We start from the raw sequence: 21,834 nt of genomic DNA on the forward strand, positions 1-21,834 counted from the left end.
GCGGCCGGTCATGAGCGCCGAGGACGGCACCTACCACGCGCTCCTCGCCCGGCACGACGCGATGCGGCTGCGCCGAAACCTCCTCTCCCCGGGCGGCGGCACCGAACCAGGCGACACCGCCCGCCCGGCGCCGCAGGAGCCGTACGACGGGGCCGCCGACCAACGGCTGATCATGAGCCGACTGGACCTGGTGGCACCCTTCGACGAGCTGATCACCCAGCTCTACGCGGCGCTCTTCACCCGGCACCCCGCGCTGCGCTCGCTCTTCCCGTCCGGGATGGAGTTCCAGCAGGCCCATCTGGCACGGGCGTTCTGGTACCTGATCGAGCATCTGGACCAGCCCGAGCGGATCACCGAGACCTTCACCCAGCTCGGCCGCGACCACCGCAAACTGGGCGTGCGCCCGGCCCAGTACACGGCCTTCGAGCAGGCCCTGTGCGAGGCCCTGCGGTTCCGGTCCGGCGAGCACTGGAGCGCGGAGCTGGAGGACGCCTGGGTCCGGATGCTGCGCCTCGGCGTCACGGCCATGGTCCGCGGCGCCGAGGCCGCGTTGCGCGAACCGGCGTGCTGGAGCGCCACGGTGACGGAGCACCGGCGGTGCGGGCCGGACCTCGCGGTGCTCCGCGCGCGTCCGCACGAGCCCTTCCGGTACCGGGCCGGGCAGTACACGGCCGTCGAGCACGCGCTGCTGCCGCACACCTGGCGGCCGTACTACGTGGCCGGCGAGCCGGGCCGGGACGGGGAGCTGGAGTTCCACGTACGGTGCACGGCGCCCGGCGGGGTGAGCGAGGCGCTGGTGCACCGCACCGGGGCCGGCGACCGGGTGCGGCTCGGCCCGCCCAAGGGCAGCCTCGCCCTCGGCGACGGCCCGGAGGGCGAAGTGCGCCTGGTGGCCTGGGACACCGGCTGGGCGGCGATGAAGGCGCTGCTGCGGGAGGCGGAGCGGCGGGCCCGGCCCGCGGCCGAGCGCCGGGTGCGGCTCTTCCTCGGCGCCGACACCCCGGCCGGGCTCTACGACACCGGGTACGCGGCCGAGCTGGAGCGGCGCCGGCCCTGGCTGAGCGTGGTGACGGTGGCGGGCGGGGCCCCGGGCGAGGACGCGTACGGCCGGCTGGCCCGCGCGGTGGCCCACGGCGCCGGCCCGGCGTCCGGCCGGACGCTGGTCGCGGGGCCGCCGGCCATGGTCCGCGCGGTGACCGGCCTGCTCCTCGACGCCGGGCTGCCCGCCGGGAACGTCCTGCACGACCCGCTGCCGGACGGCCCGTACCCCGGGCCGTACACCGCGGGCGGCCATGGTCCCGGCGTCGCGGCGCCCCCGCGCGACCGGCCGGTCCCGGCCTGACCGTCCCCGCGCACCCGTGCCCCGGGCCCCCTCCGGCCCGGGGCACGGGTGCGCGTCCGGCGTCACCCGGGGCGTTTCGGCCACCCGTGCCGGTGTCATCCTGCGGCACACCGTTCCGCCTACTGAACCGGTGCCACCGTGGACACACGGCCGGACGGGACCGCGGGGACGCCCTCCACCTGGGATTTCGGGAATCGTTCGACACGATCCGTGCGCACAGCCTTGTCAGGGACATGAACCGCTTCTACAGTCCCCAGCACAACCGGTAAATGGGAGCGCTCCCACCCGTGGGGAGGTGGGAGCGCTCCCGCCGCCGGTCCTGTCCCCCCGCACCCTCCCGGAGAGGCTCCCCATGCGACCGTCACGGCATCATGTCCGCCCCCGGCACGGCCTGTTGGGAGCGCTGCTCGCGGCGCTCGCCGTCCTCGCGTCGCTCATGACCGCGGCGGCACCGGCCCAGGCGGACACCGCGCTCTGCGAACCGTTCGGGACCACCACGATCCAGGGACGCTACGTCGTCCAGAACAACCGCTGGGGCACCAGCGCGACCCAGTGCATCACCGTCACCGACTCGGGCTTCCGGATCGACCGCGCCGAGGGCTCGGCACCGACCAACGGGGCCCCGAAGTCGTACCCGTCCGTCTTCGACGGCTGCCACTACACCGTCTGCGCGCCCGGCACGCAACTGCCCGCGCGCGTCGGCGGCATCACCTCGGCGCCCACCTCGGTCTCCTTCGGCTACGTGGACGACGCCGTCTACGACGCCGCCTACGACATCTGGCTCGACCCGACACCGCGCACCGACGGGGTCAACCGGACCGAGATCATGGTCTGGTTCAACCGGGTCGGCCCGATCCAGCCGGTCGGCTCCCGGGTGGGGACCGCCACGGTGGCCGGACGCACCTGGGAGGTGTGGACGGGCGGCAACGGCAGCAACGACGTGCTGTCCTTCGTCTCCCCGTCGGCCATCGGGAGCTGGAACTTCGACGTGATGGACTTCGTCCGGCAGGCCGTCGCGCGCGGGCTCGCCGGGAACGACTGGTACCTGACGAGCGTCCAGGCGGGCTTCGAGCCGTGGCAGAAGGGCGCGGGCCTGGCCCTGACCTCGTTCTCGGCCGGCATCGACACCTCCGGCACCCCGGGCGGTCCCGGGGAGCCGGGTCCCGGTGACCCGGCGGCGTGCAAGGTCGCCTACGCCACCAACGTCTGGCCGGGCGGCTTCACCGCCGACGTCACCGTCACCAACACCGGCTCCTCGCCCGTCGACGCCTGGCGGCTGGCCTTCACGCTGCCCTCGGGACAGCGGATCACCAACGCCTGGAACGCCGGTGTCACCCCCGCCTCCGGTGCCGTCACGGCCACCGGGCTGGCGCACAACGCCCGGATCGCCCCCGGAGCCGCCCTGACCTTCGGCTTCCAGGGGACCTACACCGGCTCGTTCACCGCACCGGCCGGCTTCCGGCTGAACGACGCCGCCTGCGCCACGGCCTGACCGCCCCGCGGCCCGGCCGCACCACGGCACCACCGCACGGCCGCACCACCGCACAGCCACACCACCGCACGGCCGCACGATCGCGCGACCGCCTGAGCGCGCGACCGTGTGGCCCCTCGGCCCCCCGCCCGTCCGGTCGGACCGCCTCCCCGGGCGGGCGGGGGCTCCACCGTACGACTCCTGAATGTCATGCCCCGATCAGCATTCGAGTGGAATACAGGAGATCCCATGGTTCGACGCAGCAGACTGCTCACCCTGACGGCGGTGATGGCCACGCTGCTCGGCGCGCTCGGCGTGACCTTCCTGCTCGGTCAGGGAAAGGCCGAGGCACACGGCGTCGCGATGACGCCCGGTTCGCGCACCTACCTCTGCCAGCTCGACGGCCTCACCGGAACGGGCGCGCTGAACCCGACCAACCCGGCCTGCCGGGACGCCCTCAACAAGAGCGGCGCCAACGCGCTCTACAACTGGTTCGCCGTGCTCGACTCCAACGCGGGCGGGCGCGGCGCCGGTTACGTGCCGGACGGCACCCTGTGCAGCGCCGGCAACCGCTCCCCGTACGACTTCTCCGCCTACAACGCCGCCCGCTCCGACTGGCCCCGGACCCACCTGACCTCGGGGTCCTCCATGAAGGTGCAGTACAGCAACTGGGCGCACCACCCGGGCGACTTCCGGGTGTACCTGACCAAGCAGGGCTGGTCTCCGAACACGCCGCTGGCCTGGGCCGACCTCCAGCTCGTCCAGACGGTGTCCAACCCGCCGCAGCAGGGCTCGCCGGGCACCAACGGGGGTCACTACTACTGGGACCTGGCGCTGCCCTCGGGCCGCTCCGGTGACGCGCTGCTCTTCATCCAGTGGGTGCGGTCGGACAGCCAGGAGAACTTCTTCTCCTGCTCCGACATCGTCTTCGACGGCGGCAAGGGCGAGGTGACCGGCATCCGCGGCTCCGGCGGCGGTACGACGCCTCCCACCACGCCTCCGCCGACGACCCCGCCGCCCACCACTCCGCCGCCGACGACCCCGCCGGACCACTCCGGGTCCTGCATGGCCGTGTACTCCGTGCAGAACTCCTGGAGCGGCGGCTTCCAGGGCTCCGTCGAGGTCATGAACCACTCCACCCAGCCGCTGAACGGCTGGGCCGTGCGCTGGCAGCCCGGCAACGGGACGACGATCGGCGGGGTGTGGAACGGGGCCCTGTCCGGCAACGGGGACGGCTCGGTGACGGTCCGCAACGTGGACCACAACCGGGTCATCCCACCGGACGGCAGTGTCACCTTCGGCTTCACCGCCACCTCCACCGGAAACGACTTCCCGGTGGGAACCATCGGCTGCGTCGCACCGTGACGCGGCCGGCGGGCGGCGCCGCGCGTGCCCCGCACGGCGCCGCCCGCCCCTGAACGGAGGGACGGCCGGTGGCCTCGTGCCGCCGGCCGTCCCGCGTGCCGTCCTCGGTGCCGTCCTCACGCACGGGTTACGAATCGCTCAACCCCTGGTTGCGAGGCGAGGACCGGGCGACGATGGGGGGCATGACACTGGCCCAGCGCGCCCTCGACCGGCTGCAAGCCTGGCCCGACCTCACCGTGGGTCCGGCCAGTTGCGGAACGGGGCGGGCGCTCCGCTCCGTCCACGACGACATCGTCCACTTCCACTCGGGCCGGGACGCGGACCTGCACCTCACCCTCGACTCCATCCGGCGCTTCCACGAGGGGCTGGGCGGCTCCAGCGCGATCCGGCTGGTGCCGGGTTCGCGCTGGGTGACGGTCCACCTGGACTGCGACACCGATGTCGACCTGCTGCTGAGCCTGGTCAGCATCGCCTTGCAGGCGCACCAGAGGAAGCCGGTCACCGGGCAGCCGTCCGGGTGCAATCTGCACCGGGTGACGGTGCTGCCCCGCGACGGGGCGGGCACCGGCTGAGCCGCGCGGCGCAACGCTCTCGCAACCTTCGCCGTGCTGGTATGGCGAGCATGGACGACACACACGAGGGGGTCCCGCGCGTCGAGGTCACCGGCGCGGCGGCCGGACTGCTGCGGCGGCTGAGCGCGGCGCACGGTCCGCTGATGTTCCACCAGTCCGGCGGGTGCTGCGACGGCAGTGCGCCGATGTGCTATCCCGCCGGTGAGTTCCGTACCGGCGCCTCGGACGTCCTCCTCGCCGAGCTGGCGGTCGAGGGCGTCGGGGAGCCGGTGCCGTTCTGGATGTCGCGCAGTCAGTTCGAGGTGTGGAGCCATACGCGGCTGATCGTGGACGTGGTCCCGGGCCGGGGCAGCGGTTTCTCCCTGGAGGCGCCCGAGGGGGTGCGCTTCCTCATCCGCTCCCGGCTTCTCGGGACCTGACGTCGCCCCCCCCTCGTGCGCCTGGCGGGGCCCCTCCCGTCAGGGCCGGAGGCTGCCGACGAGGTCGGCGGTGGCCGTGAGGCCGCTGTGGATGGTGGGGGCGATGCTGCTGCTCGCCAGGTAGAAGCCGAGCAGCAGGCAGACCAGGGCGTGCGAGATCTTCAGTCCTCCGTTGCGCAGGAAGATCACCGCAAGGACGAGCAGGAACAGCACCACCGAGATGGAAATGGCCATCGTGAACCTCCTCCGCCACGTTCGCTTCGCGGCGTTCGGCCGCAAGTGTGGCGTAGCGGGGGGTTCGTCCGTGCGGCTCGGCTGTCCTCCGAACGTGTGGTGTCCGCACGTTCGAGTGCCCCCTCAGGGCGCGGGAAGGTCCGCGAGCGCGGCCAGCGCCTCGCGGTGGGCGCCCGCCGTGCCGTAGGCGAGGGAGTCGGCCTTGGCCCGCTTGAGGTAGAGGTGGGCCGGGTGTTCCCAGGTCATGCCGATGCCTCCGTGTAGTTGCAGCGCCTCCTCGGCGGCGTGGACGGCGGCCCCGCTCGCGTACGCCTGGGCGACGGCGACGGCCGTGTCGGTGTCCTCGCCGGTGGCGAGGGCGTCGGCGGCGCCTCGGGCGGCGGCGCGCAGATTGACGTTCTCCAGCCAGAGCCGGGCGAGCCGGTGTTTGACGGCCTGGAAGCCGCCGACCGGCCGGCCGAACTGGCGGCGCTCCTTCAAATAACGCACGGTCTCCTCCAACGACCAGGAGGCGAGCCCGAGTTGTTCGGAGGCGAGCAGTCCGGCCGCGGTCCCGAGGGCCCGGCGCACGGCGGGCCCGGACGCGCCGAGCCGCTCTCCGGGCGCACCCTCAAGGGTGAGCGTGGCGAGCGGCCGGGTCGGGTCCAGGCAGGTCAGCGGCGTCACGGTGACCGCGTCGGCGTCCACGGCGTACAGGGCGCCGTCGTCCGCGGGGACCAGCAGCAGGTCGGCGACGGTGGCATCCGCGACACCGGTCAGCTCGCCGTGCAGGGTGCCGCCGGAGAGCCGGGCGTGGGGGTGGGCGGCGCCGGGTCCCACGTGGAGCGGTACGGCCAGCGCCCCGGTGCGGCGGCCTGCCGCCAGCTCGGCGAGGAGGTCGCCGGCCTCGCAGGCGAGCAGCGCCTCGGTGGCCACGACGGCGCTGGTCAGGAAGGGCACGGGGGCCATGGCGCGGCCCAGCTCCTCCAGGACGACGGCGGCCTCGCGCGGGGAGGCGCCCTGTCCGCCCCGGTCCTCGGGGACCAGCAGCCCGGCCAGGGCCATGCCGTCGGCGAGCCGCCGCCACAGCGCGAGGTCGTGCGGCTCGGCCGTGTCGGCGCGCGCGATCACGCCGGCCACCTCGCAGTGGTCGTCGAGCAGGTCCCGGACGGCGGCGCGCAGCGCCTCCTCCTCCGCGGAGTAGAGCAGGTCGCTCATCGGGCCAGGTCCTTCCAGGCGGCGTCCTTGTCGGTACGGGGTTCGGCGGGCAGGCCGAGGACGCGTTCGGCGACGATGTTGAGCAGGATCTCGCTGGTGCCGCCCTCGATGCTGTTGCCCTTGGAGCGCAGGTAGCGGTAGCCGGCCTCGCGGCCGGTGAAGTCCACCAGTTCGGGACGGCGCATGGTCCAGTCGTCGTACAACAGGCCCTCGGCCCCGAGGAGTTCGACTTCCAGGCCGCTGATCTCCTGGTTGAGGCGGGCGAAGCCGAGCTTCATGGCGGCACCCTCGGGGCCGGGCCGGCCCGTGGCGAGGCCCTGGCTGAGCCGTTCGGCGGCGAGCCGGGCGACCTCCGCCTCGACCCAGAGGCCGAGCAGCCGCTGGTGCAGGTCGTGGGTGCGCAGGCCGGGGCGTTCGCGCCAGGTCCGGGCGACCGGGCCGATCATGCCGCCCTCGCGGGGCAGCCGGGTGCCGCCGATGGCGACGCGCTCGTTCTCCAGCGTGGTCCGGGCGACCCGCCAGCCGTCGCCGGCGGCGCCCAGGCGGCGGGAGTCGGGGATGCGGACGCCGGTGAGGAAGACCTCGTTGAACTCGGCCTCGCCGGTGATCTGGCGCAGCGGCCGGACCTCGACGCCGGGGTCGGTCATGTCGCAGAGGAAGTAGGTGATGCCCTGGTGCTTGGGCGCGTCCGGGTCGGTGCGGGCGAGGAGGATGGCCCAGTGGGCGAGGTGGGCGCTGGAGGTCCACACCTTCTGCCCGTCGACGATCCAGTCGTCGCCCTGCCGGAGGGCCCGGGTGCCGAGGGCGGCCAGGTCGGAGCCGGCGCCGGGTTCGGAGAAGAGCTGGCACCAGACCTCCTCGCCGGTCCACAGCGGGCGCAGGAAGCGCCGCTTCTGCTCCTCGGTGCCGTGGCGCAGGATGGTCGGGGCGGCCATGCCGAGGCCGATGCCGATGCGCCGGGGGTCGTTGTCGGGGGCGCCGGCGGCGGCGAGTCCGGCGTCGACGACGCTCTGGAGGGTGCGGGGGGCGCCGAGGCCGCCGAGGCCGTCGGGGAAGTGCACCCAGGCGAGCCCGGCGTCGAAGCGGGCCCGCAGGAACTCCCGTCGGCCGGTGGTGCGCGGCGGGTGGGCGGCGAGCAGGGCTGCGGTGCGGCGGCGCAGGTCGTCGGCGTCGGTCATGCGGCGGTCTCCTGTCCGGGGAGGACGGCCACCCGGCCGGTGGTGGTGCCGTCGGCGACCCGCTGGACGGCCGCGGCGGCCTCGTCGAGCGGCACCCGCTCGCTGACCAGCGGTCTGATCGCGCCGCGGGCGGCCAGTTCGGTGAGCCGGTCGTGGCACTCGCGGACCAGGCCGGGGTTCTTGGCGTTGTACAGGCCCCAGTGCAGTCCGAGGACGGCGTAGTTCTTGACCAGGGCGTGGTGGAGGGCGGGGCGCGGGACGGTGCCGCTCGCGAAGCCGACGACCACGATCCGTCCCTCGAAGGCGACGGCCTTGGCGGACTGGGTGTAGGCGTCGCCGCCGACCGGGTCGTAGACCACGTCCGCGCCCCGGCCGCCGGTGGCGTCCTTGACGGCGGCGACGACGTTCTCCGTGCGCCGGTCGATCACGAGGTCGCAGCCGAGTCCGTCGGCGACGGCGGCCTTCTCGGCGCCGCCGACGACGCCGATGACGGTCGCGCCGGCGGCCTTGCCGAGCTGGACGGCGGCGCTGCCGACCCCGCCGGCGGCGGCGTGCACGAGCAGGGTCTCGCCGGCCTCCAGGCGGGCCCGGCGGTGCAGGCCGAACCAGCCGGTCTGGTAGCCGATGTGGAGCGCGGCGGCCTCGGCGTCGTCCAGGCAGTCCGGCGCGTCCAGCAGGGCGGCGGCGTCGGCGAGCGTGTACGCGGCGAAGCCGCCGTGCGGCAGCGCCGGGGTGGCGAGGACGCGGCGGCCGTCCTCGGTCTCGCCGCAGACCTCGACCCCGGGGGTGAAGGGCAGCGGGGGCCTGACCTGGTACTCGCCCCGGCAGAGCAGGGCGTCGGGGAAGTTGACGTTCGCGGCGCGGACCCTCAGCAGGACCTGGCCGTCGGCGGGGACGGGCCGCGCCACCTCCGCGAGCCGCATCACCTCGCTCGGCTCGCCGTTCTCGTGCACCTGCCATGCCTGCATGCGGGCCTCCACGCGACCGTCGGACGGGATGACGGCATACTAAGCGGTCGCTTGCCGCCGGGGGAACAGCCACGGCGTGCCCCTTGCCCCTTGCCGCCCCGCCCCCCGCCCCCTGCCCCGTCACCGCTCCCGGCACGTACGGCTCACCCGTGACGGCGGCCCGCCGTCACGAGCCCGTCGGCCGCGCCCTCACGTGCATGCGCTCCCCCTGCGGACCGAAGAGGCTGAGGAACTCCGCCGGCCCCTCCCCCGTCGAGCCGAACCAGTGCGGCACCCGGGTGTCGAACTCGACGGCCTCCCCCGCCGTCAGCACCATGTCGTGGGTGCCGAGGACCAGGCGGAGCCGGCCGGAGAGGACGTAGAGCCATTCGTACCCCTCGTGGGTGCGGGGGTCGGGCTCCTGGCGGCGCCGGGGTTCGAGGACCTTGAACGCCTGGAGTCCGCCCGGCTGGCGGGTCAGCGGCCAGTAGGTGCGCCCGTGGCGCACGATCGGCTTGGACCGCACCCGGGGGTCGCCGACCGGCGGGGCGCCGACCAGCTCGTCCAGCGGCACCTGGTGGGCGCGGGCGATGGGCAGCAGCAGCTCCAGGCTCGGTCTGCGCAGCCCCGACTCCAGCCGGGAGAGGGTGCTGACGGAGATGCCGGTCGCCTCGGAGAGCGCGGCGAGGGTCACCTGCCGTTCCTTGCGCACCTGGCGCAGCCTCGGTCCGACCCCCGCGAGCACCTCGTCCGCCGTCATGCGTTTATTGCAGAACCGGCAAACGCATTTGTCAACCCGGCAGGCCCCGGGCGACCGTGGCGGCGGAGGTGGTCGCCATGACCCGGAGCAACGGACGGCGCGACGCGACACACGCGACGCACACCACACACACCACCCACACGACGCACGCGACACACGCGACACACGCGACAAGCACCGACGCCTACGAGGTGGTCGTCGTCGGAGGCGGCGCGGCGGGCCTGTCGGCCGCGCTGGTCCTCGGCCGGTCGCGCCGGAGCGTGCTCGTCGTCGACGCGGGCGAGCCGCGCAACGCGCCCTCGGACCACATGCAGGGCTATCTGACCCGGGACGGCATGCCGCCCGCCGATTTCCTGGCGCTCGGCCGCGCGGAGATCGCCCGGTACGGCGTCGGGCTGGTCCACGACCGCGCGGTGGACGTCGTACGGGACGGGGACTTCGCGGTGAGGCTGGCCGGGGGCCGTACCGTGCGCGCCCGGCGGCTGATCGTCGCCACGGGGCTGCGGGACGAGCTGCCCGGCGTGCCCGGGGTGGCCGCGCGGTTCGGCCGGGACGTGCTGCACTGCCCGTTCTGCCACGGCTGGGAGGTGCGCGACGGGGCCTTCGGGGTGCTCGCCACCGGCCCGCTCGCCGTGCACCAGGCGCTGATGGTCTCCGGCTGGTCGGACGACGTGGTCCTCTTCGCGCACACGCTCCCCGGCGGGGAGCCGTCCGCCACGGACCTGCGGCGGCTCGCCGCGGCAGGTGTCGAGGTGGTGCGCGGCGAGGTCACCGGTCTGCGCGTCGAGGACGACCGGCTCACCGGCGTCCGGCTGGCGGACGGCTCGGTGCGCGACCGGACGGCGCTCTTCGTCGCCCCGCGCGCGGTGCCCGGCACCGGCCTGCTGGAGCGGCTCGGCGCCGAAGCGCACGAGACCCCGAACGGCACCTACCCGGTGGTCGACGCGACGGGCCGGACCAGCGTGCCCGGCGTGTGGGCGGCGGGCAACGCGACCGGCTTCGCCGAGCAGGTCGTCAACGCGGCCGGCGCCGGCCACCGGGCCGCCGCGGCGGTCGTCGGCGACCTGATCATGTCCGGGGTCGACGCGGCCCTCGCCCGGCAGGACGCGGACCTCGCCCGGCAGGACGCGGACCTCGCCGGGCAGGAGGCGGCGCAGCGGGTGTGAGGCGGCCCGCTCCGGTGCACCATGGCAGCATGCTGCTCGCCCGGCTGGCCCAGGTGTCCCGGGAGGTCGCCGCCACCTCGGCGCGGTCCCGGAAGACCGCCCTGCTCGCGGAGTTGTTCCGGGAGGCGGAGCCGGCCGACGTGCCGGTCGTCATCCCGTACCTCGCCGGGCGGCTGCCGCAGGGACGCATCGGGGTCGGCTGGAAGGTGCTGGGCCGGCCGGTCGCCCCGGCCGGTTCCCCGTCGCTGACCGTGCGCGAGGTGGACGAGCGGCTCACCCGCCTCGCCGCGGTCTCCGGCACGGGCTCGCAGGCCGAACGGACCCGGCAGGCCGGCGAGCTGCTGGCCGCCGCCACCGCCGACGAACAGCGCTTCCTGCTCGGGCTGCTGACCGGCGAGGTCCGCCAGGGCGCGCTGGACGCCGCCGCCGTCGAGGGGCTCGCGGCGGCGACCGGGGCGCCCCCGGCGGACGTGCGGCGGGCGGTGATGCTCGCGGGCTCGCTCCAGACGGTGGCCGGGGCGCTGCTCGCCGAGGGGCCCGCCGCGCTGGAGGGGTTCCGGCTCACCGTCGGGCGGCCCGTGCTGCCGATGCTCGCGCACAGCGCCTCCTCGGTCGCCGAGGCGGTGGGCAGGCTGGGCGCCGCGGCGGTCGAGGAGAAGCTGGACGGCATCCGCGTCCAGGTGCACCGCGACGGCGGCACGGTACGGGTGCACACGCGCACGCTGGACGACATCACCGGCCGGCTGCCCGAGGTGGCCGAGGCGGCCCGGGGCCTGCCGGGCGGGCGGTTCATCCTGGACGGCGAGGCGATCTCCCTCGACGCGGACGGGCGGCCCCGCTCGTTCCAGGAGACGGCCGGGCGGGTCGGCTCGCGCACCGACGTGGCCACCGCGGCCCGGTCGCTCCCCGTCTCGGTGGTCTTCTTCGACGCGCTCTCGGTGGACGGCCGGGACCTGCTCGACCTGCCGCTGGCCCGGCGGCACGCGGAGCTGGCCAGGCTGGTGCCGGAGCCGATGCGGGTGCGGCGCGTGGTGGTGCCGGGGCCCGGGGAGACGGCGGTGGCCGAGGCGTTCCTCGCCGAGACGCTGGCGCGCGGCCACGAGGGCGTCGTGGTCAAGGCGCTCGACGCCGCGTACAGCGCGGGCCGGCGCGGCGCGGCCTGGCTGAAGGTGAAACCCGTGCACACGCTGGACCTGGTGGTGCTGGCCGCCGAGTGGGGCCACGGCCGGCGCACCGGCCTGCTCTCCAACCTGCACCTGGGGGCGCGCGCCGCCGACGGCTCGTTCGTGATGCTCGGCAAGACCTTCAAGGGCATGACGGACCGGATGCTGACCTGGCAGACCCGGCGGCTGCGCGAGCTGGCGGTCGCCGAGTCCGGGCACGTGGTGACGGTGCGCCCGGAGCTGGTCGTCGAGATCGCCTACGACGGGCTCCAGCGCTCCTCGCGCTATCCGGCCGGCGTCACGCTGCGCTTCGCCCGGGTGCTGCGCTACCGCGAGGACAAGCGCCCCGAGGAGGCGGACACGGTGGCGGCCCTGCTCGCCGCCCATCCGGGGGCCGCCCCGTGAGGCGCAGCGCGGGCCTGTTGCTCTTCCGCCGGTCCGGCGCCGGGACGGAGGTGCTCCTCGGGCACATGGGCGGCCCCTTCCACGCGCGCCGCGGGGCGGGTTCGTGGACGCTGCCGAAGGGCGAGTACGCGGCGGACGAGACGGCCTGGGAGGCGGCGCGGCGGGAGTTCGCGGAGGAGCTGGGGCTGGCGCCGCCGGAGGGCGAGGCCGTGCCGCTGGGCGAGGTCCAGCAGGCGGGCGGCAAGACGGTGACGGCGTGGGCCGTCGAGGCGGACCTCGATCCGGCGGCGGTGGTGCCCGGCACCTTCCGCATGGAGTGGCCGCCGCGGTCGGGACGGACGGCGCGGTTCCCGGAGCTGGACCGGGTGGCGTGGTTCACGCTCGACGCGGCCCGCGAGGTGATCGTGCCGGCGCAGCGGGCGTTTCTCGACCGGCTCCGCGAGCACTCGCACTGACAGGCCCGTCCGCGTTGCGGCACGCACCGGTGCGGGCCAAGGTCGAAGCACGAGTCCGCACCGAGGAGGCCGGCCATGCCCATCGCGACGGTGAACCCCGCGACCGGCGAGACGCTCAGGACGTACGAGGCCATGGGCGAGGAGGAGATCGAGCGGCGGCTCCAGCTCGCGGAGGCCACCTTCCGGACGTACCGGACGACCGGGTTCGAGGAGCGGGCGCGGCTGCTGCGGCAGGCCGCCGACCTGCTGGAGGAGGACCTGGAGGAGCTGGGGGCGCTCGTCACCACCGAGATGGGCAAACCGGTCGCGCAGTCCCGCGCGGAGGCCGCCAAGTGCGCCAAGGCGATGCGCTGGTACGCGGACCGGGCGGCCTCGCTCCTCGCCGACGAGGAGCCGGACGCGGCCGACGTGAAGGACTCGGGCGCCTCCCGGGCCCTGGTGCGCTACCGGCCGCTCGGCCCGGTGCTCGCGGTGATGCCGTGGAACTTCCCGCTGTGGCAGGTGATGCGGTTCGCGGCGCCCGCGCTGATGGCGGGCAACGTCGGTCTGCTCAAGCACGCCTCGAACGTGCCGGGGACCGCGCTGTACCTGGAGGACCTGTTCCACCGGGCGGGGTTCCCGGAGGGCTGCTTCCAGACGCTGCTGATCGGGTCGGCGGCGGTCGACGGCGTCCTGCGCGACGAGCGGGTGCGGGCCGCGACGCTGACCGGCAGCGAGCCGGCCGGCCGCGCGGTCGCCGCCACCTCCGGGGAGATGATCAAGAAGACGGTGCTGGAGCTGGGCGGCAGCGATCCGTTCGTCGTCATGCCCTCCGCCGACCTCGACCGGGCGGTGCGCGTCGCGGTGACCGCGCGGACGCAGAACGCCGGGCAGTCCTGCATCGCGGCCAAGCGGTTCATCGTGCACGAGGCGGTGTACGGCGCCTTCACCGAGCGCTTCGCCGAGGGCATGCGGGCGCTGCGGATGGGCGACCCGATGGACGAGGAGACGGACGTCGGGCCGCTCTCCAGCGAGCAGGGGGTGCGCGATCTGGAGGAGCTGGTCCAGGACGCGGTGCGCGGCGGGGCGCGGGTGCTGTGCGGCGGCGAGCGCCCCGGGGGGCCCGGCTGGTACTACCCGCCGACCGTGCTGGCCGGCATCACCCGGGACATGCGCGTCCACCGGGAGGAGGCGTTCGGGCCGGTCGCCACGGTGTACCGGGCGGACGACCTGGACGAGGCGGTGCTCATCGCCAACGACAGCGACTTCGGGCTGAGTTCCAACGTGTGGACCCAGGACGACGCCGAGGTGGACCGCTTCGTACGGGACCTGGAGGCGGGCGGGGTGTACGTGAACGGGATGACGGCCTCGCATCCGGCGTTCCCGTTCGGCGGGGTCAAACGGTCGGGTTACGGACGTGAGCTGTCCGGGCACGGAATCCGCGAGTTCTGCAACATCACCACCGTATGGCACGGAGCGTGAGGCTTTCGGCACTACGATCCCCTCCTGTGACCCGCGAAGTGACCCTGCCCCTGATCGTCGACGACCACGGCACCCTCCAGGTCGCCGCCGCCGACGTGAGCAAACTGCTGCGCACGGTGGGCGGACGCTGGCTGCGGCTGGTGGAGAGCGGCGAGGAGGGCCTGGACGAGGACACCGTCGCGGCCCTCACCATCGAGCTGGCGAAGCTCGCCGACCGCATCGACGTGGCCTGCATCGCGCACAGCAGCGGCCCCGCCTCCTGAGACCGCCCGCCCCGCTCCCGGCGAGGCCGGCGGTTCGCATCCGCACCGTCAGCGAATCGGCATCCCGGACAGCGTCCGGGCGATCACCAGGCGCTGGATCTCGCTCGTGCCCTCGAAAATCGTGTAGATCGCGGCGTCCCGGTGCATCCGCTCGACCGGGTACTCCCGGGTGTAGCCGTTGCCGCCGAGGATCTGGATGGCCTGCGCGGTGACCTTCTTCGCCGTCTCACTCGCGAACAGTTTCGACATCGAGCCCTCGGCCGCGGTGAACGGCCGGCCGTTCACGGCCATCCAGGAGGCCCGCCAGACCAGCAGCCGGGCGGCGTCGATGGAGGTGCGCATGTCGGCGAGCTGGAAGGCGACGCCCTGGTTGTCGATGACGGGGCGTCCGAACTGCTCGCGGGTGCGGGCGTAGTCGAGGGCGACCTCGTAGGCGGCGCGGGCGGTGCCGACGGCCATGGCGCCGACCGCCGGGCGCGACGCCTCGAAGGTGGCCATCGCGGCGTTCTTCACCCGCTCGGCGCCCTTGCCGGCCCGTTCCCGGGCGCGGGCGAGGCGTTCGTCGAGCTTCTCCTTGCCGCCGAGCAGGCAGGAGCCGGGGACGCGGACGTCCTCCAGGACGACCTCGGCCGTGTGCGAGGCGCGGATGCCGTGCTTCTTGAACTTCTGGCCCTGGGAGAGGCCGGGGGTGCCCGGCGGGACGATGAAGGAGGCGTGGCCCTTGGAGCCGAGGTCCGCGTCGACGACGGCGACGACCACGTGGACGTTGGCGATGCCGCCGTTGGTGGCCCACGTCTTGGTGCCGTTGAGCACCCACTCGTCCTTGGCCTGGTCGTAGACGGCGCGGGTGCGCATCGAGGCGACGTCGGAGCCGGCGTCGGGCTCGGAGGAGCAGAAGGCGGCGACCTTCACGTCGTCCGGGTCGCCGTACATCTGGGGTATCCAGGTGCCGATCTGCTCCTCGGTGCCGTTGGCGAGGACGCCGACGGCGGCCAGGCCGGTGCCGACGATGGAGAGGGCGATGCCCGCGTCGCCCCAGAACAGCTCCTCCATCGCCATGGGGATGCCGAGTCCGGTGGGGTCGAAGTACTGCTGGGCGTAGAAGTCGAGCGAGTAGATGCCGACCTTGGCGGCCTCCTGGATGACCGGCCAGGGAGTCTCCTCACGCTCGTCCCATTCGGCGGCCGCGGGGCGGATGACGTCGGCGGCGAAGCCGTGCAGCCACTCCCGGACCTCCTTCTGTTCGTCGTTCGGCTCCATCGTGAACTCGGCCATGTCCCCTCCAGTGACGCACCCGGTGTTACTTACGGTAACACCGAGTCTGTTACCGGCCGGTAGGAAAAGTCAACTCCAGGCCGCACCCCGCGGAGCCCGTACGGTGGCCCTGACGTGCCGGGTGTTACTTTGCGCAGGCGTCACCGAATCACCACGGGTGGGGAGAGTTCATGGACACCACGCAGCGGACCGAACAGCAGCGGTCCGCCGACCGCCGACGGCGCGAGCTGCTGGAGGCCGCCGACCGGGTGGTGCTGCGCGAGGGCCCGCACGCCTCGATGAACGCCATCGCCGCCGAGGCCGGCATCACCAAGCCCATCCTCTACCGCCACTTCGGCGACAAGGGCGGACTGTACGCCGCCCTCGCCCAGCGCCACACGGACGCCCTCCTCGATTCGCTGCGGGCCGCGCTGGACGCCCCGGCGGAGCGGCGCCGGCGCGTGGAGGCCACCCTCGACACCTACCTCGCGGCCATCGAGGCACGCCCGCAGGTGTACCGCTTCCTGATGCATCCGGCGGAGGGCGCACCGGCCCCCGGTGACCAGGGCGAGCAGGGCTTCGACGTCGGCAAGCACTCCGCGCCGCTGCTGCGCCGGATGGGCGAGGAACTGGCCCAGGTCATCGAGGAGCGGCTCGACCTCGGACCCGCCGGCCAGCGTCTCGCCCGCGTCTGGGGCCACGGCATCGTCGGCATGATGCACGCCGCCGGCGACTGGTGGCTGGGCGAACGCCCCTGCTCCCGCGCCGAGTTGGTGCACGGCCTGGCCGACCTGCTCTGGGGCCGGCTCGCCGTCGCCGGAGACCGGGCCGGCGGGCCCGGCTTCTAGACCACCTGGCTTCTAGACCGCCTCCGGCCGGGGCGCGGTCTCCCGGCGGGCCCAGGGGGCCTTGGCGGCCTGCCGGAGCACCCGTCGCCGGCGCCATCCCGTCAGGCGGTCGGCGTACACCCCGCCCTCCAGGTGGTCGCACTCGTGCTGGAGGCAGCGCGCGAAGAACCCGGTGCCGCGCACCCTGACCCGCTCCCCGTCCGCCGTGAACCCCTCGACCACCGCCTCGTCGTACCGCTCGGTACCCGCCTCCAGCCCCGGCAGCGACAGGCAGCCCTCCGGTCCGCGCAGCTCCACCCCGCCGGCCTCGACCAGCCGCGGGTTGACCACATGACCCAGGTGGCGCACGTCCTCGTCGTCCGGACAGTCGTAGACGAAGACCCTCAGCGGCTCGCCGATCTGGTTGGCGGCCAGGCCCACGCCGTGGGCCGCGTACATGGTGGCGAACAAGTCCTCCACGAGCGCGGCGAGTTCCGGACCGAACTCCGTGACCTCCTCGCAGGGCGCGTGCAGGACGGGATCGCCGAGGAGGCGCAGGGGCCGTACGCGCCCGTGGACGCCGGGGATGGAACCGTGTCGCATGGCGGCAAGAGTAAGGTCCCTGTGTCCCCCGGGCGGTCGGCGCCCACCGGCCGGGGGTTCCGCGGCGGTGCCGCGATTCGGGAGTGAGCAGCGATCTCGATAGGCTGAGCTTCACACCACGTGGCCGTCAGGCTTCAGGCGCGGCGCGTACGCAAGGAGGATCGAGAACTGATGGCAGGCAACTCGGACCCGCTCACGCCGCGGGCCAAGATCGCCGTGACCGCGGGCAAGGCGGTCGCGGCGGCGTCACGCGCCGCGGGACGCGGCAGCGGTTCGGTGATCGGCGGCCGGGTCGCGCTCAAACTCGACCCCGACCTCCTCGCCCGGCTCGCCCAGCACCTGGACGTGACCCTGGTCTCGGCGACCAACGGCAAGACCACCACCACCCGGCTGATCGCCGAGGCGCTGCGGGCCGCGGGCCCCGTCGTCTCCAACGCGCTCGGCGCCAACATGCCGGCCGGCATCACCTCGGCGCTCGCCGGCGGCTCGGACGCCCGGTTCGGCGTCATCGAGGTCGACGAGAAGTACCTCGCCGGGGTCGCCCGGGACACCGACCCGAAGTGCATCGCGCTGCTCAACCTCTCCCGCGACCAGCTCGACCGCGCCGCCGAGACCCGGATGCTCGCGGAGAACTGGCGCGAGGGCCTGGCCGGTTCCAAGGCCGTCATCGTGGCCAACGCCGACGACCCGCTGGTCGTGTGGGCCGCCTCCTCCTCGCCCAACGTGATCTGGGTCGCCGCCGGGCAGATGTGGAAGGACGACGCCTGGTCCTGCCCGTCCTGCGGCGGTGTGATGCAGCGCCCCGGCGACGACTGGTTCTGCGGCGAGTGCGGCTTCCGCCGGCCGACGCCGAGCTGGGCGCTGTCCGGGGACCACGTCCTCGACCCGCACGGCTCCGCCTGGCCGATCCACCTCCAGCTCCCGGGCCGCGCCAACAAGGCCAACGCCGCCTCCTCGGCCGCGGTCGCCGCCGTCTTCGGGGTGCCGCCGCAGGTCGCCCTGGAGCGGATGTACCAGGTGCAGGCGGTCGCCGGACGCTACGACGTGGTCCAGTTCCAGGGCCGCGACCTGCGGCTGCTGCTCGCCAAGAACCCCGCGGGCTGGCTGGAGACCTTCTCCCTGATCGACCAGCCGCCGGCCCCGGTGATCCTCTCGGTGAACGCGCGCGGCGCCGACGGCACCGACACCTCCTGGCTCTGGGACGTCGACTACACGCGGCTGAGCGGCCACCCGATCTTCGTGCTCGGCGACCGGAAGCTGGACCTCGCGGTCCGCCTGGAGGTCGCCAACCAGCAGTTCCAGGTGTGCGACACGGTGGACCAGGCGGTGCAGCTCTGCCCGCCCGGCCGGATCGAGGTCATCGCCAACTACACCGCGTTCCAGGACCTGCGCCGTCGTGTCGGCAACTGATCACGAGACCTCAGGGGACTTGAAGTGAGCGACAACCAACTGCGGGTCGTCTGGGTCTACCCGGACCTCCTGAGCACCTACGGCGACCAGGGCAACGTCCTGGTCGTGGAGCGCCGGGCCCGCCAGCGCGGTCTCGACGTGGCCCGGCTGGACGTGCGCAGCGACCAGCCGATCCCGACCTCCGGCGACATCTACCTCATCGGCGGCGGCGAGGACCGGCCCCAGCGGCTGGCGGCCGAGCGGCTGCGCCGGGACAGCGGTCTGCCCCGGGCGGTGGAGAACGGCGCGATCGTCTTCTCGGTCTGCGCGGGCTACCAGATCCTCGGCCACGAGTTCGTCAACGACCTCGGCCAGCGCGAGCCGGGCCTCGGCCTGCTCGACGTCGTCTCGGTGCGCGGCGAGGGCGAGCGGTGCGTGGGCGACGTCCTCGGCGACATCGACTCCCGCCTCGGGCTGCCCCCGCTCACCGGCTTCGAGAACCACCAGGGCGTCACCCACCTGGGCCCCGGCTCCCGTCCGCTGGCCCAGGTCCGCATCGGCAAGGGCAACGGATCGGGCGACGGCACGGAGGGCGCGTACAACGACACGGTCTTCGGCACGTACATGCACGGTCCGGTCCTCGCCCGCAACCCGCTCCTCGCGGACCTGCTGCTGAAGCTGGCGCTGGACGTGAACGCGCTGCCGCCGACCGACGACCGGTGGTACGAGGCGCTGCGCAACGAGCGCATCTCCGCCGCGCAGCAGCCCGCCTGAGCCGGCGCGGGCCCGTCGCCCGCCGGGCGCTCCCGGCACGTCAACCGGGAGCGTCAACGGCCCGTCTGATGACTCATACGCACAGGTGAGCGGGTACGTCCAGTAGACGGACGTGCGGTGCGTCGGGGGCCCCGGATGGCACTAGGGTGGCGGGAATCGAGCCGGACAGCGCGGTCCGGCCCCCGCGCCCATCGAGAAGGTGTTCCGGGCTATGCGCATTGGTGTCCTGACGTCCGGCGGCGACTGCCCCGGCCTGAACGCCGTCATCCGATCCGTCGTGCACCGGGCCGTCGTCGACCACGGCGACGAGGTCATCGGTTTCCGGGACGGCTGGAAGGGCCTCCTGGACGGCGACTACCTCAAGCTCGACCTGGACGCGGTGGCCGGCATCCTGGCCCGGGGCGGCACCATCCTCGGCTCCTCCCGGGTCCGCCCCGAGCACCTGCGCGACGGTGTGGAGCGGGCCCGCGGGCACGTCGCCGACCTCGGTCTGGACGCGATCATCCCGATCGGCGGCGAGGGCACGCTGAAGGCGGCCCGGCTGCTCTCGGACAACGGCCTGCCCATCGTCGGCGTGCCGAAGACCATCGACAACGACATAGCGGCCACGGACGTCACCTTCGGCTTCGACACCGCCGTCACCGTGGCCACCGAGGCCCTGGACCGGCTCAAGACCACCGCCGAATCGCACCAGCGGGTGCTGATCGTGGAGGTCATGGGCCGCCACACCGGCTGGATCGCGCTGCACTCGGGCACGGCGGCCGGCGCGCACGCCGTCGTCGTCCCGGAGCGGCCCTTCGACATAGAGGAACTCGCCGCCCAGGTCGGCGCCCGCTTCTCGGCCGGCAAGCGGTTCGCCATCGTGGTCGCCGCCGAGGGCGCCAAGCCGCGGCCGGGCACGATGCGCTTCGACGAGGGCGGCACGGACGTCTACGGGCACGAGCGCTTCGCCGGCATCGCCCGCCAGCTCTCCCTGGAGCTGGAGCGGCGCCTCGGCAAGGAGGCCCGGCCGGTCATCCTCGGCCACGTCCAGCGCGGCGGCACCCCGACGCCGTACGACCGGGTGCTGGCGACCCGGTTCGGCTGGCACGCGGTGGAGGCCGCGCACCGCGGGGAGTTCGGGCGGATGACCGCGCTGCGCGGCACCGAGATCGTCACCGTGCCGCTGGCCGACGCGGTGGAACGGCTCAAGACGGTGCCGGCCCAGCGGTTCGCCGAGGCGCAGTGCGTGCTGTGACCCGAGGCTCCCGCCCCCGGTGACAGGCGTCGCCGGGGGCGGTCCTAGTCTGGGTGCGGACAGACAGCGCTCAACCCCCATGAAACGGAGCCGGCGGATGGACCACAGCGGGCACGGCATGATGATGGACCTGCCGCCGTTCACGCTGGGGAGAGGGCTCGCGTGGTCGGCCGACCCCTTCTTCCTGATCACCTGCCTCCTCGGGCTGGTGCTCTACGTCTGGGGCGTCGTGCGGCTGGTGCGCCGCGGGGACGCCTGGCCCGTGGGGCGGACCGTCGCCTTCGTCCTCGGGGTGCTCAGCATCCTGCTGGTGATGTGCACCGGGCTCAACGACTACGGCATGGTCATGTTCAGCGTGCACATGGTGCAGCACATGGTCATCAGCATGATCTCGCCGATCCTGCTGCTGCTCGGTGCCCCGGTCACCCTGGCGCTGCGCGCGCTGCCGGTGGCGGGCCGGGGCCGCAAGGGCCCGCGTGAGCTGCTGCTGATGCTGCTGCACAGCCGCTACATGCGGGTGGTCACGCACCCGATGTTCACCATCCCGATGTTCATCGCCAGCCTGTACGCGCTGTACTTCACCCCGATCTTCGACTTCCTGATGAGCTCGGCCACCGGGCACATCGTGATGATGGTCCACTTCCTCGCGGTCGGCCTGGTCTTCTTCTGGCCGATCATGGGCGTGGACCCGGGCCCGCACCGGCCCAACCACCTGATGCGGATGCTGGAGCTGTTCGCGGGCATGCCGTTCCACGCCTTCTTCGGCATCGCCCTGATGATGGCCACCTCCCCCATGGTCGACACCTTCCTGAACCCGCCCGCCTCGCTCGGCGTCGACCCGCTCTCCGACCAGAACGCGGCCGGCGGCATCGCCTGGGCGTTCAGCGAGGTCCCCTCCGTCCTCGTGCTGATCGCGCTGCTCTTCCAGTGGCACGCCTCCGACCAGCGCCAGGCCCGCCGCGGCGACCGGGCCGCCGACCGCGACGGCGACAAGGAGCTGCAGGCGTACAACGCCTACCTGGCCTCCCTGAACACCCGCGGCGGCTGACCTCCGGCACCCCTGTCCCGGTGCCCGCGCGGGCACCGGGACTTCTCGCAGATCTCGCCGTACGGGCTGCACACGGGCGGAACCGGGGCACCATGGAGGGAACGGACCAGAGGAGGGTGTCACGATGCCCGGTTCCACGGACGGTTCCACGAAGGCGATGGGGGTGCTCACCGTCGGCGGCCTGATCGCGGTGACGGCCTACACGGTGGCGCTCGGCAGCAACGGATGGCTGTGGTTCGGCTGGGTCGTCCTCGGCCTGCTCACCCTGGGGATGATCGCCACGAGCAGCACCTGAGCCCTCCCC

23 protein-coding genes are annotated in these 21,834 nt (G+C 73.8%); 16 read left to right on the plus strand and 7 right to left on the minus strand.

Annotated elements, in window-relative coordinates:
- Window positions 1-10 precede the first annotated feature (10 nt).
- The 5 genes from J5Y05_RS29140 (at window position 11) to J5Y05_RS29160 (ending at window position 5,169) form a co-directional block, all read left to right on the plus strand.
- Window positions 11-1,342 carry a globin domain-containing protein gene (locus J5Y05_RS29140; RefSeq protein WP_210876287.1) on the plus strand — a complete coding sequence of 444 codons (1,332 nt, stop codon included), beginning with the start codon at window positions 11-13 and terminating at the stop codon, window positions 1,340-1,342.
- 352 nt (window positions 1,343-1,694) lie between these two features.
- Complete coding sequence (locus J5Y05_RS29145) at window positions 1,695-2,834, plus strand: glycoside hydrolase family 12 protein (protein WP_210876288.1); 1,140 nt, start codon at window positions 1,695-1,697, stop codon at window positions 2,832-2,834.
- A gap of 228 nt (window positions 2,835-3,062) precedes the next feature.
- Window positions 3,063-4,178 (plus strand): lytic polysaccharide monooxygenase, encoded by a 1,116-nt coding sequence (locus J5Y05_RS29150; protein ID WP_210876289.1) that lies wholly within the window; start codon window positions 3,063-3,065, stop codon window positions 4,176-4,178.
- A gap of 182 nt (window positions 4,179-4,360) precedes the next feature.
- Window positions 4,361-4,750, plus strand: coding sequence for a luciferase domain-containing protein (locus tag J5Y05_RS29155; RefSeq protein WP_210876290.1), 390 nt, complete (start codon window positions 4,361-4,363; stop codon window positions 4,748-4,750).
- A 50-nt stretch (window positions 4,751-4,800) separates the two neighbouring features.
- Window positions 4,801-5,169 carry a DUF779 domain-containing protein gene (locus tag J5Y05_RS29160; RefSeq protein ID WP_210876291.1) on the plus strand — a complete coding sequence of 123 codons (369 nt, stop codon included), beginning with the start codon at window positions 4,801-4,803 and terminating at the stop codon, window positions 5,167-5,169.
- Window positions 5,170-5,208: 39 nt separating this feature from the next.
- Here J5Y05_RS29160 and J5Y05_RS29165 read toward each other — a convergent pair whose 3' ends face one another.
- The 5 genes from J5Y05_RS29165 to J5Y05_RS29185 form a co-directional block, all read right to left on the minus strand.
- Window positions 5,209-5,403 (minus strand): hypothetical protein, encoded by a 195-nt coding sequence (locus J5Y05_RS29165; protein ID WP_210876292.1) that lies wholly within the window; start codon window positions 5,401-5,403, stop codon window positions 5,209-5,211.
- 123 nt (window positions 5,404-5,526) lie between these two features.
- Window positions 5,527-6,600 (minus strand): acyl-CoA dehydrogenase family protein, encoded by a 1,074-nt coding sequence (locus J5Y05_RS29170; RefSeq protein WP_210876293.1) that lies wholly within the window; start codon window positions 6,598-6,600, stop codon window positions 5,527-5,529.
- Window positions 6,597-7,778: an acyl-CoA dehydrogenase family protein gene (locus J5Y05_RS29175; protein ID WP_210876294.1), complete on the minus strand. Its 1,182-nt coding sequence runs from the start codon at window positions 7,776-7,778 to the stop codon at window positions 6,597-6,599. Before J5Y05_RS29175 ends, J5Y05_RS29170 begins: the two co-directional genes overlap by 4 nt.
- Complete coding sequence (locus J5Y05_RS29180) at window positions 7,775-8,746, minus strand: NADPH:quinone oxidoreductase family protein (protein WP_210876295.1); 972 nt, start codon at window positions 8,744-8,746, stop codon at window positions 7,775-7,777. Before J5Y05_RS29180 ends, J5Y05_RS29175 begins: the two co-directional genes overlap by 4 nt.
- Before the next feature lie 166 nt (window positions 8,747-8,912).
- Window positions 8,913-9,485: a helix-turn-helix domain-containing protein gene (locus J5Y05_RS29185; protein WP_210876296.1), complete on the minus strand. Its 573-nt coding sequence runs from the start codon at window positions 9,483-9,485 to the stop codon at window positions 8,913-8,915.
- A 77-nt stretch (window positions 9,486-9,562) separates the two neighbouring features.
- Here J5Y05_RS29185 and J5Y05_RS29190 point away from each other — a divergent pair, with 77 nt between their 5' ends.
- The 5 genes from J5Y05_RS29190 to J5Y05_RS29210 all read left to right on the plus strand — a co-directional run bounded on the left by J5Y05_RS29190 (window position 9,563) and on the right by J5Y05_RS29210 (window position 14,398).
- The gene (locus J5Y05_RS29190) at window positions 9,563-10,651 is read left to right on the plus strand and encodes an NAD(P)/FAD-dependent oxidoreductase (protein WP_210876297.1); all 1,089 of its coding nucleotides are present in this window, start codon (window positions 9,563-9,565) and stop codon (window positions 10,649-10,651) included.
- Window positions 10,652-10,680: 29 nt separating this feature from the next.
- Entirely contained in the window at window positions 10,681-12,219 is a 1,539-nt protein-coding gene (locus tag J5Y05_RS29195) for an ATP-dependent DNA ligase (RefSeq protein ID WP_210876298.1), read from the plus strand.
- Window positions 12,216-12,674, plus strand: coding sequence for an NUDIX hydrolase (locus J5Y05_RS29200; protein WP_210876299.1), 459 nt, complete (start codon window positions 12,216-12,218; stop codon window positions 12,672-12,674). Before J5Y05_RS29195 ends, J5Y05_RS29200 begins: the two co-directional genes overlap by 4 nt.
- A gap of 75 nt (window positions 12,675-12,749) precedes the next feature.
- Window positions 12,750-14,135: an NADP-dependent succinic semialdehyde dehydrogenase gene (locus tag J5Y05_RS29205; RefSeq protein WP_210876300.1), complete on the plus strand. Its 1,386-nt coding sequence runs from the start codon at window positions 12,750-12,752 to the stop codon at window positions 14,133-14,135.
- 26 nt (window positions 14,136-14,161) lie between these two features.
- Window positions 14,162-14,398 (plus strand): DUF6213 family protein, encoded by a 237-nt coding sequence (locus J5Y05_RS29210; protein ID WP_210876301.1) that lies wholly within the window; start codon window positions 14,162-14,164, stop codon window positions 14,396-14,398.
- A gap of 48 nt (window positions 14,399-14,446) precedes the next feature.
- Here the strand turns inward: J5Y05_RS29210 and J5Y05_RS29215 are convergent, their stop codons facing one another.
- The gene (locus tag J5Y05_RS29215) at window positions 14,447-15,673 is read right to left on the minus strand and encodes an acyl-CoA dehydrogenase family protein (protein WP_210876302.1); all 1,227 of its coding nucleotides are present in this window, start codon (window positions 15,671-15,673) and stop codon (window positions 14,447-14,449) included.
- Window positions 15,674-15,843: 170 nt separating this feature from the next.
- Between J5Y05_RS29215 and J5Y05_RS29220 the strand changes: the two genes are divergently transcribed.
- The gene (locus J5Y05_RS29220) at window positions 15,844-16,500 is read left to right on the plus strand and encodes a TetR/AcrR family transcriptional regulator (RefSeq protein ID WP_210876303.1); all 657 of its coding nucleotides are present in this window, start codon (window positions 15,844-15,846) and stop codon (window positions 16,498-16,500) included.
- A 12-nt stretch (window positions 16,501-16,512) separates the two neighbouring features.
- On the opposite strand, the gene def is transcribed toward J5Y05_RS29220, so the two are convergent.
- Window positions 16,513-17,082, minus strand: a complete 570-nt coding sequence (gene def, locus J5Y05_RS29225) for a peptide deformylase (protein WP_210876304.1) — start codon at window positions 17,080-17,082, stop codon at window positions 16,513-16,515.
- A 171-nt stretch (window positions 17,083-17,253) separates the two neighbouring features.
- Between def and J5Y05_RS29230 the strand changes: the two genes are divergently transcribed.
- The 5 genes from J5Y05_RS29230 to J5Y05_RS29250 all read left to right on the plus strand — a co-directional run bounded on the left by J5Y05_RS29230 (window position 17,254) and on the right by J5Y05_RS29250 (window position 21,825).
- A complete protein-coding gene (locus J5Y05_RS29230) occupies window positions 17,254-18,492 on the plus strand; it encodes a MurT ligase domain-containing protein (RefSeq protein ID WP_210876305.1) in 1,239 nt (412 codons plus the stop codon).
- A gap of 24 nt (window positions 18,493-18,516) precedes the next feature.
- The gene (locus J5Y05_RS29235; protein WP_210876306.1) at window positions 18,517-19,245 is read left to right on the plus strand and encodes a type 1 glutamine amidotransferase; all 729 of its coding nucleotides are present in this window, start codon (window positions 18,517-18,519) and stop codon (window positions 19,243-19,245) included.
- Window positions 19,246-19,456: 211 nt separating this feature from the next.
- A complete protein-coding gene (locus J5Y05_RS29240) occupies window positions 19,457-20,482 on the plus strand; it encodes a 6-phosphofructokinase (protein ID WP_210876307.1) in 1,026 nt (341 codons plus the stop codon).
- Window positions 20,483-20,579: 97 nt separating this feature from the next.
- Window positions 20,580-21,530: a cytochrome c oxidase assembly protein gene (locus tag J5Y05_RS29245; RefSeq protein WP_210876308.1), complete on the plus strand. Its 951-nt coding sequence runs from the start codon at window positions 20,580-20,582 to the stop codon at window positions 21,528-21,530.
- A gap of 124 nt (window positions 21,531-21,654) precedes the next feature.
- The gene (locus J5Y05_RS29250; protein ID WP_210876309.1) at window positions 21,655-21,825 is read left to right on the plus strand and encodes a hypothetical protein; all 171 of its coding nucleotides are present in this window, start codon (window positions 21,655-21,657) and stop codon (window positions 21,823-21,825) included.
- Window positions 21,826-21,834: the final 9 nt, after the last annotated feature.

This window comes from Streptomyces tagetis (assembly GCF_018069565.1).
GTDB lineage: Bacteria > Actinomycetota > Actinomycetes > Streptomycetales > Streptomycetaceae > Streptomyces > Streptomyces tagetis.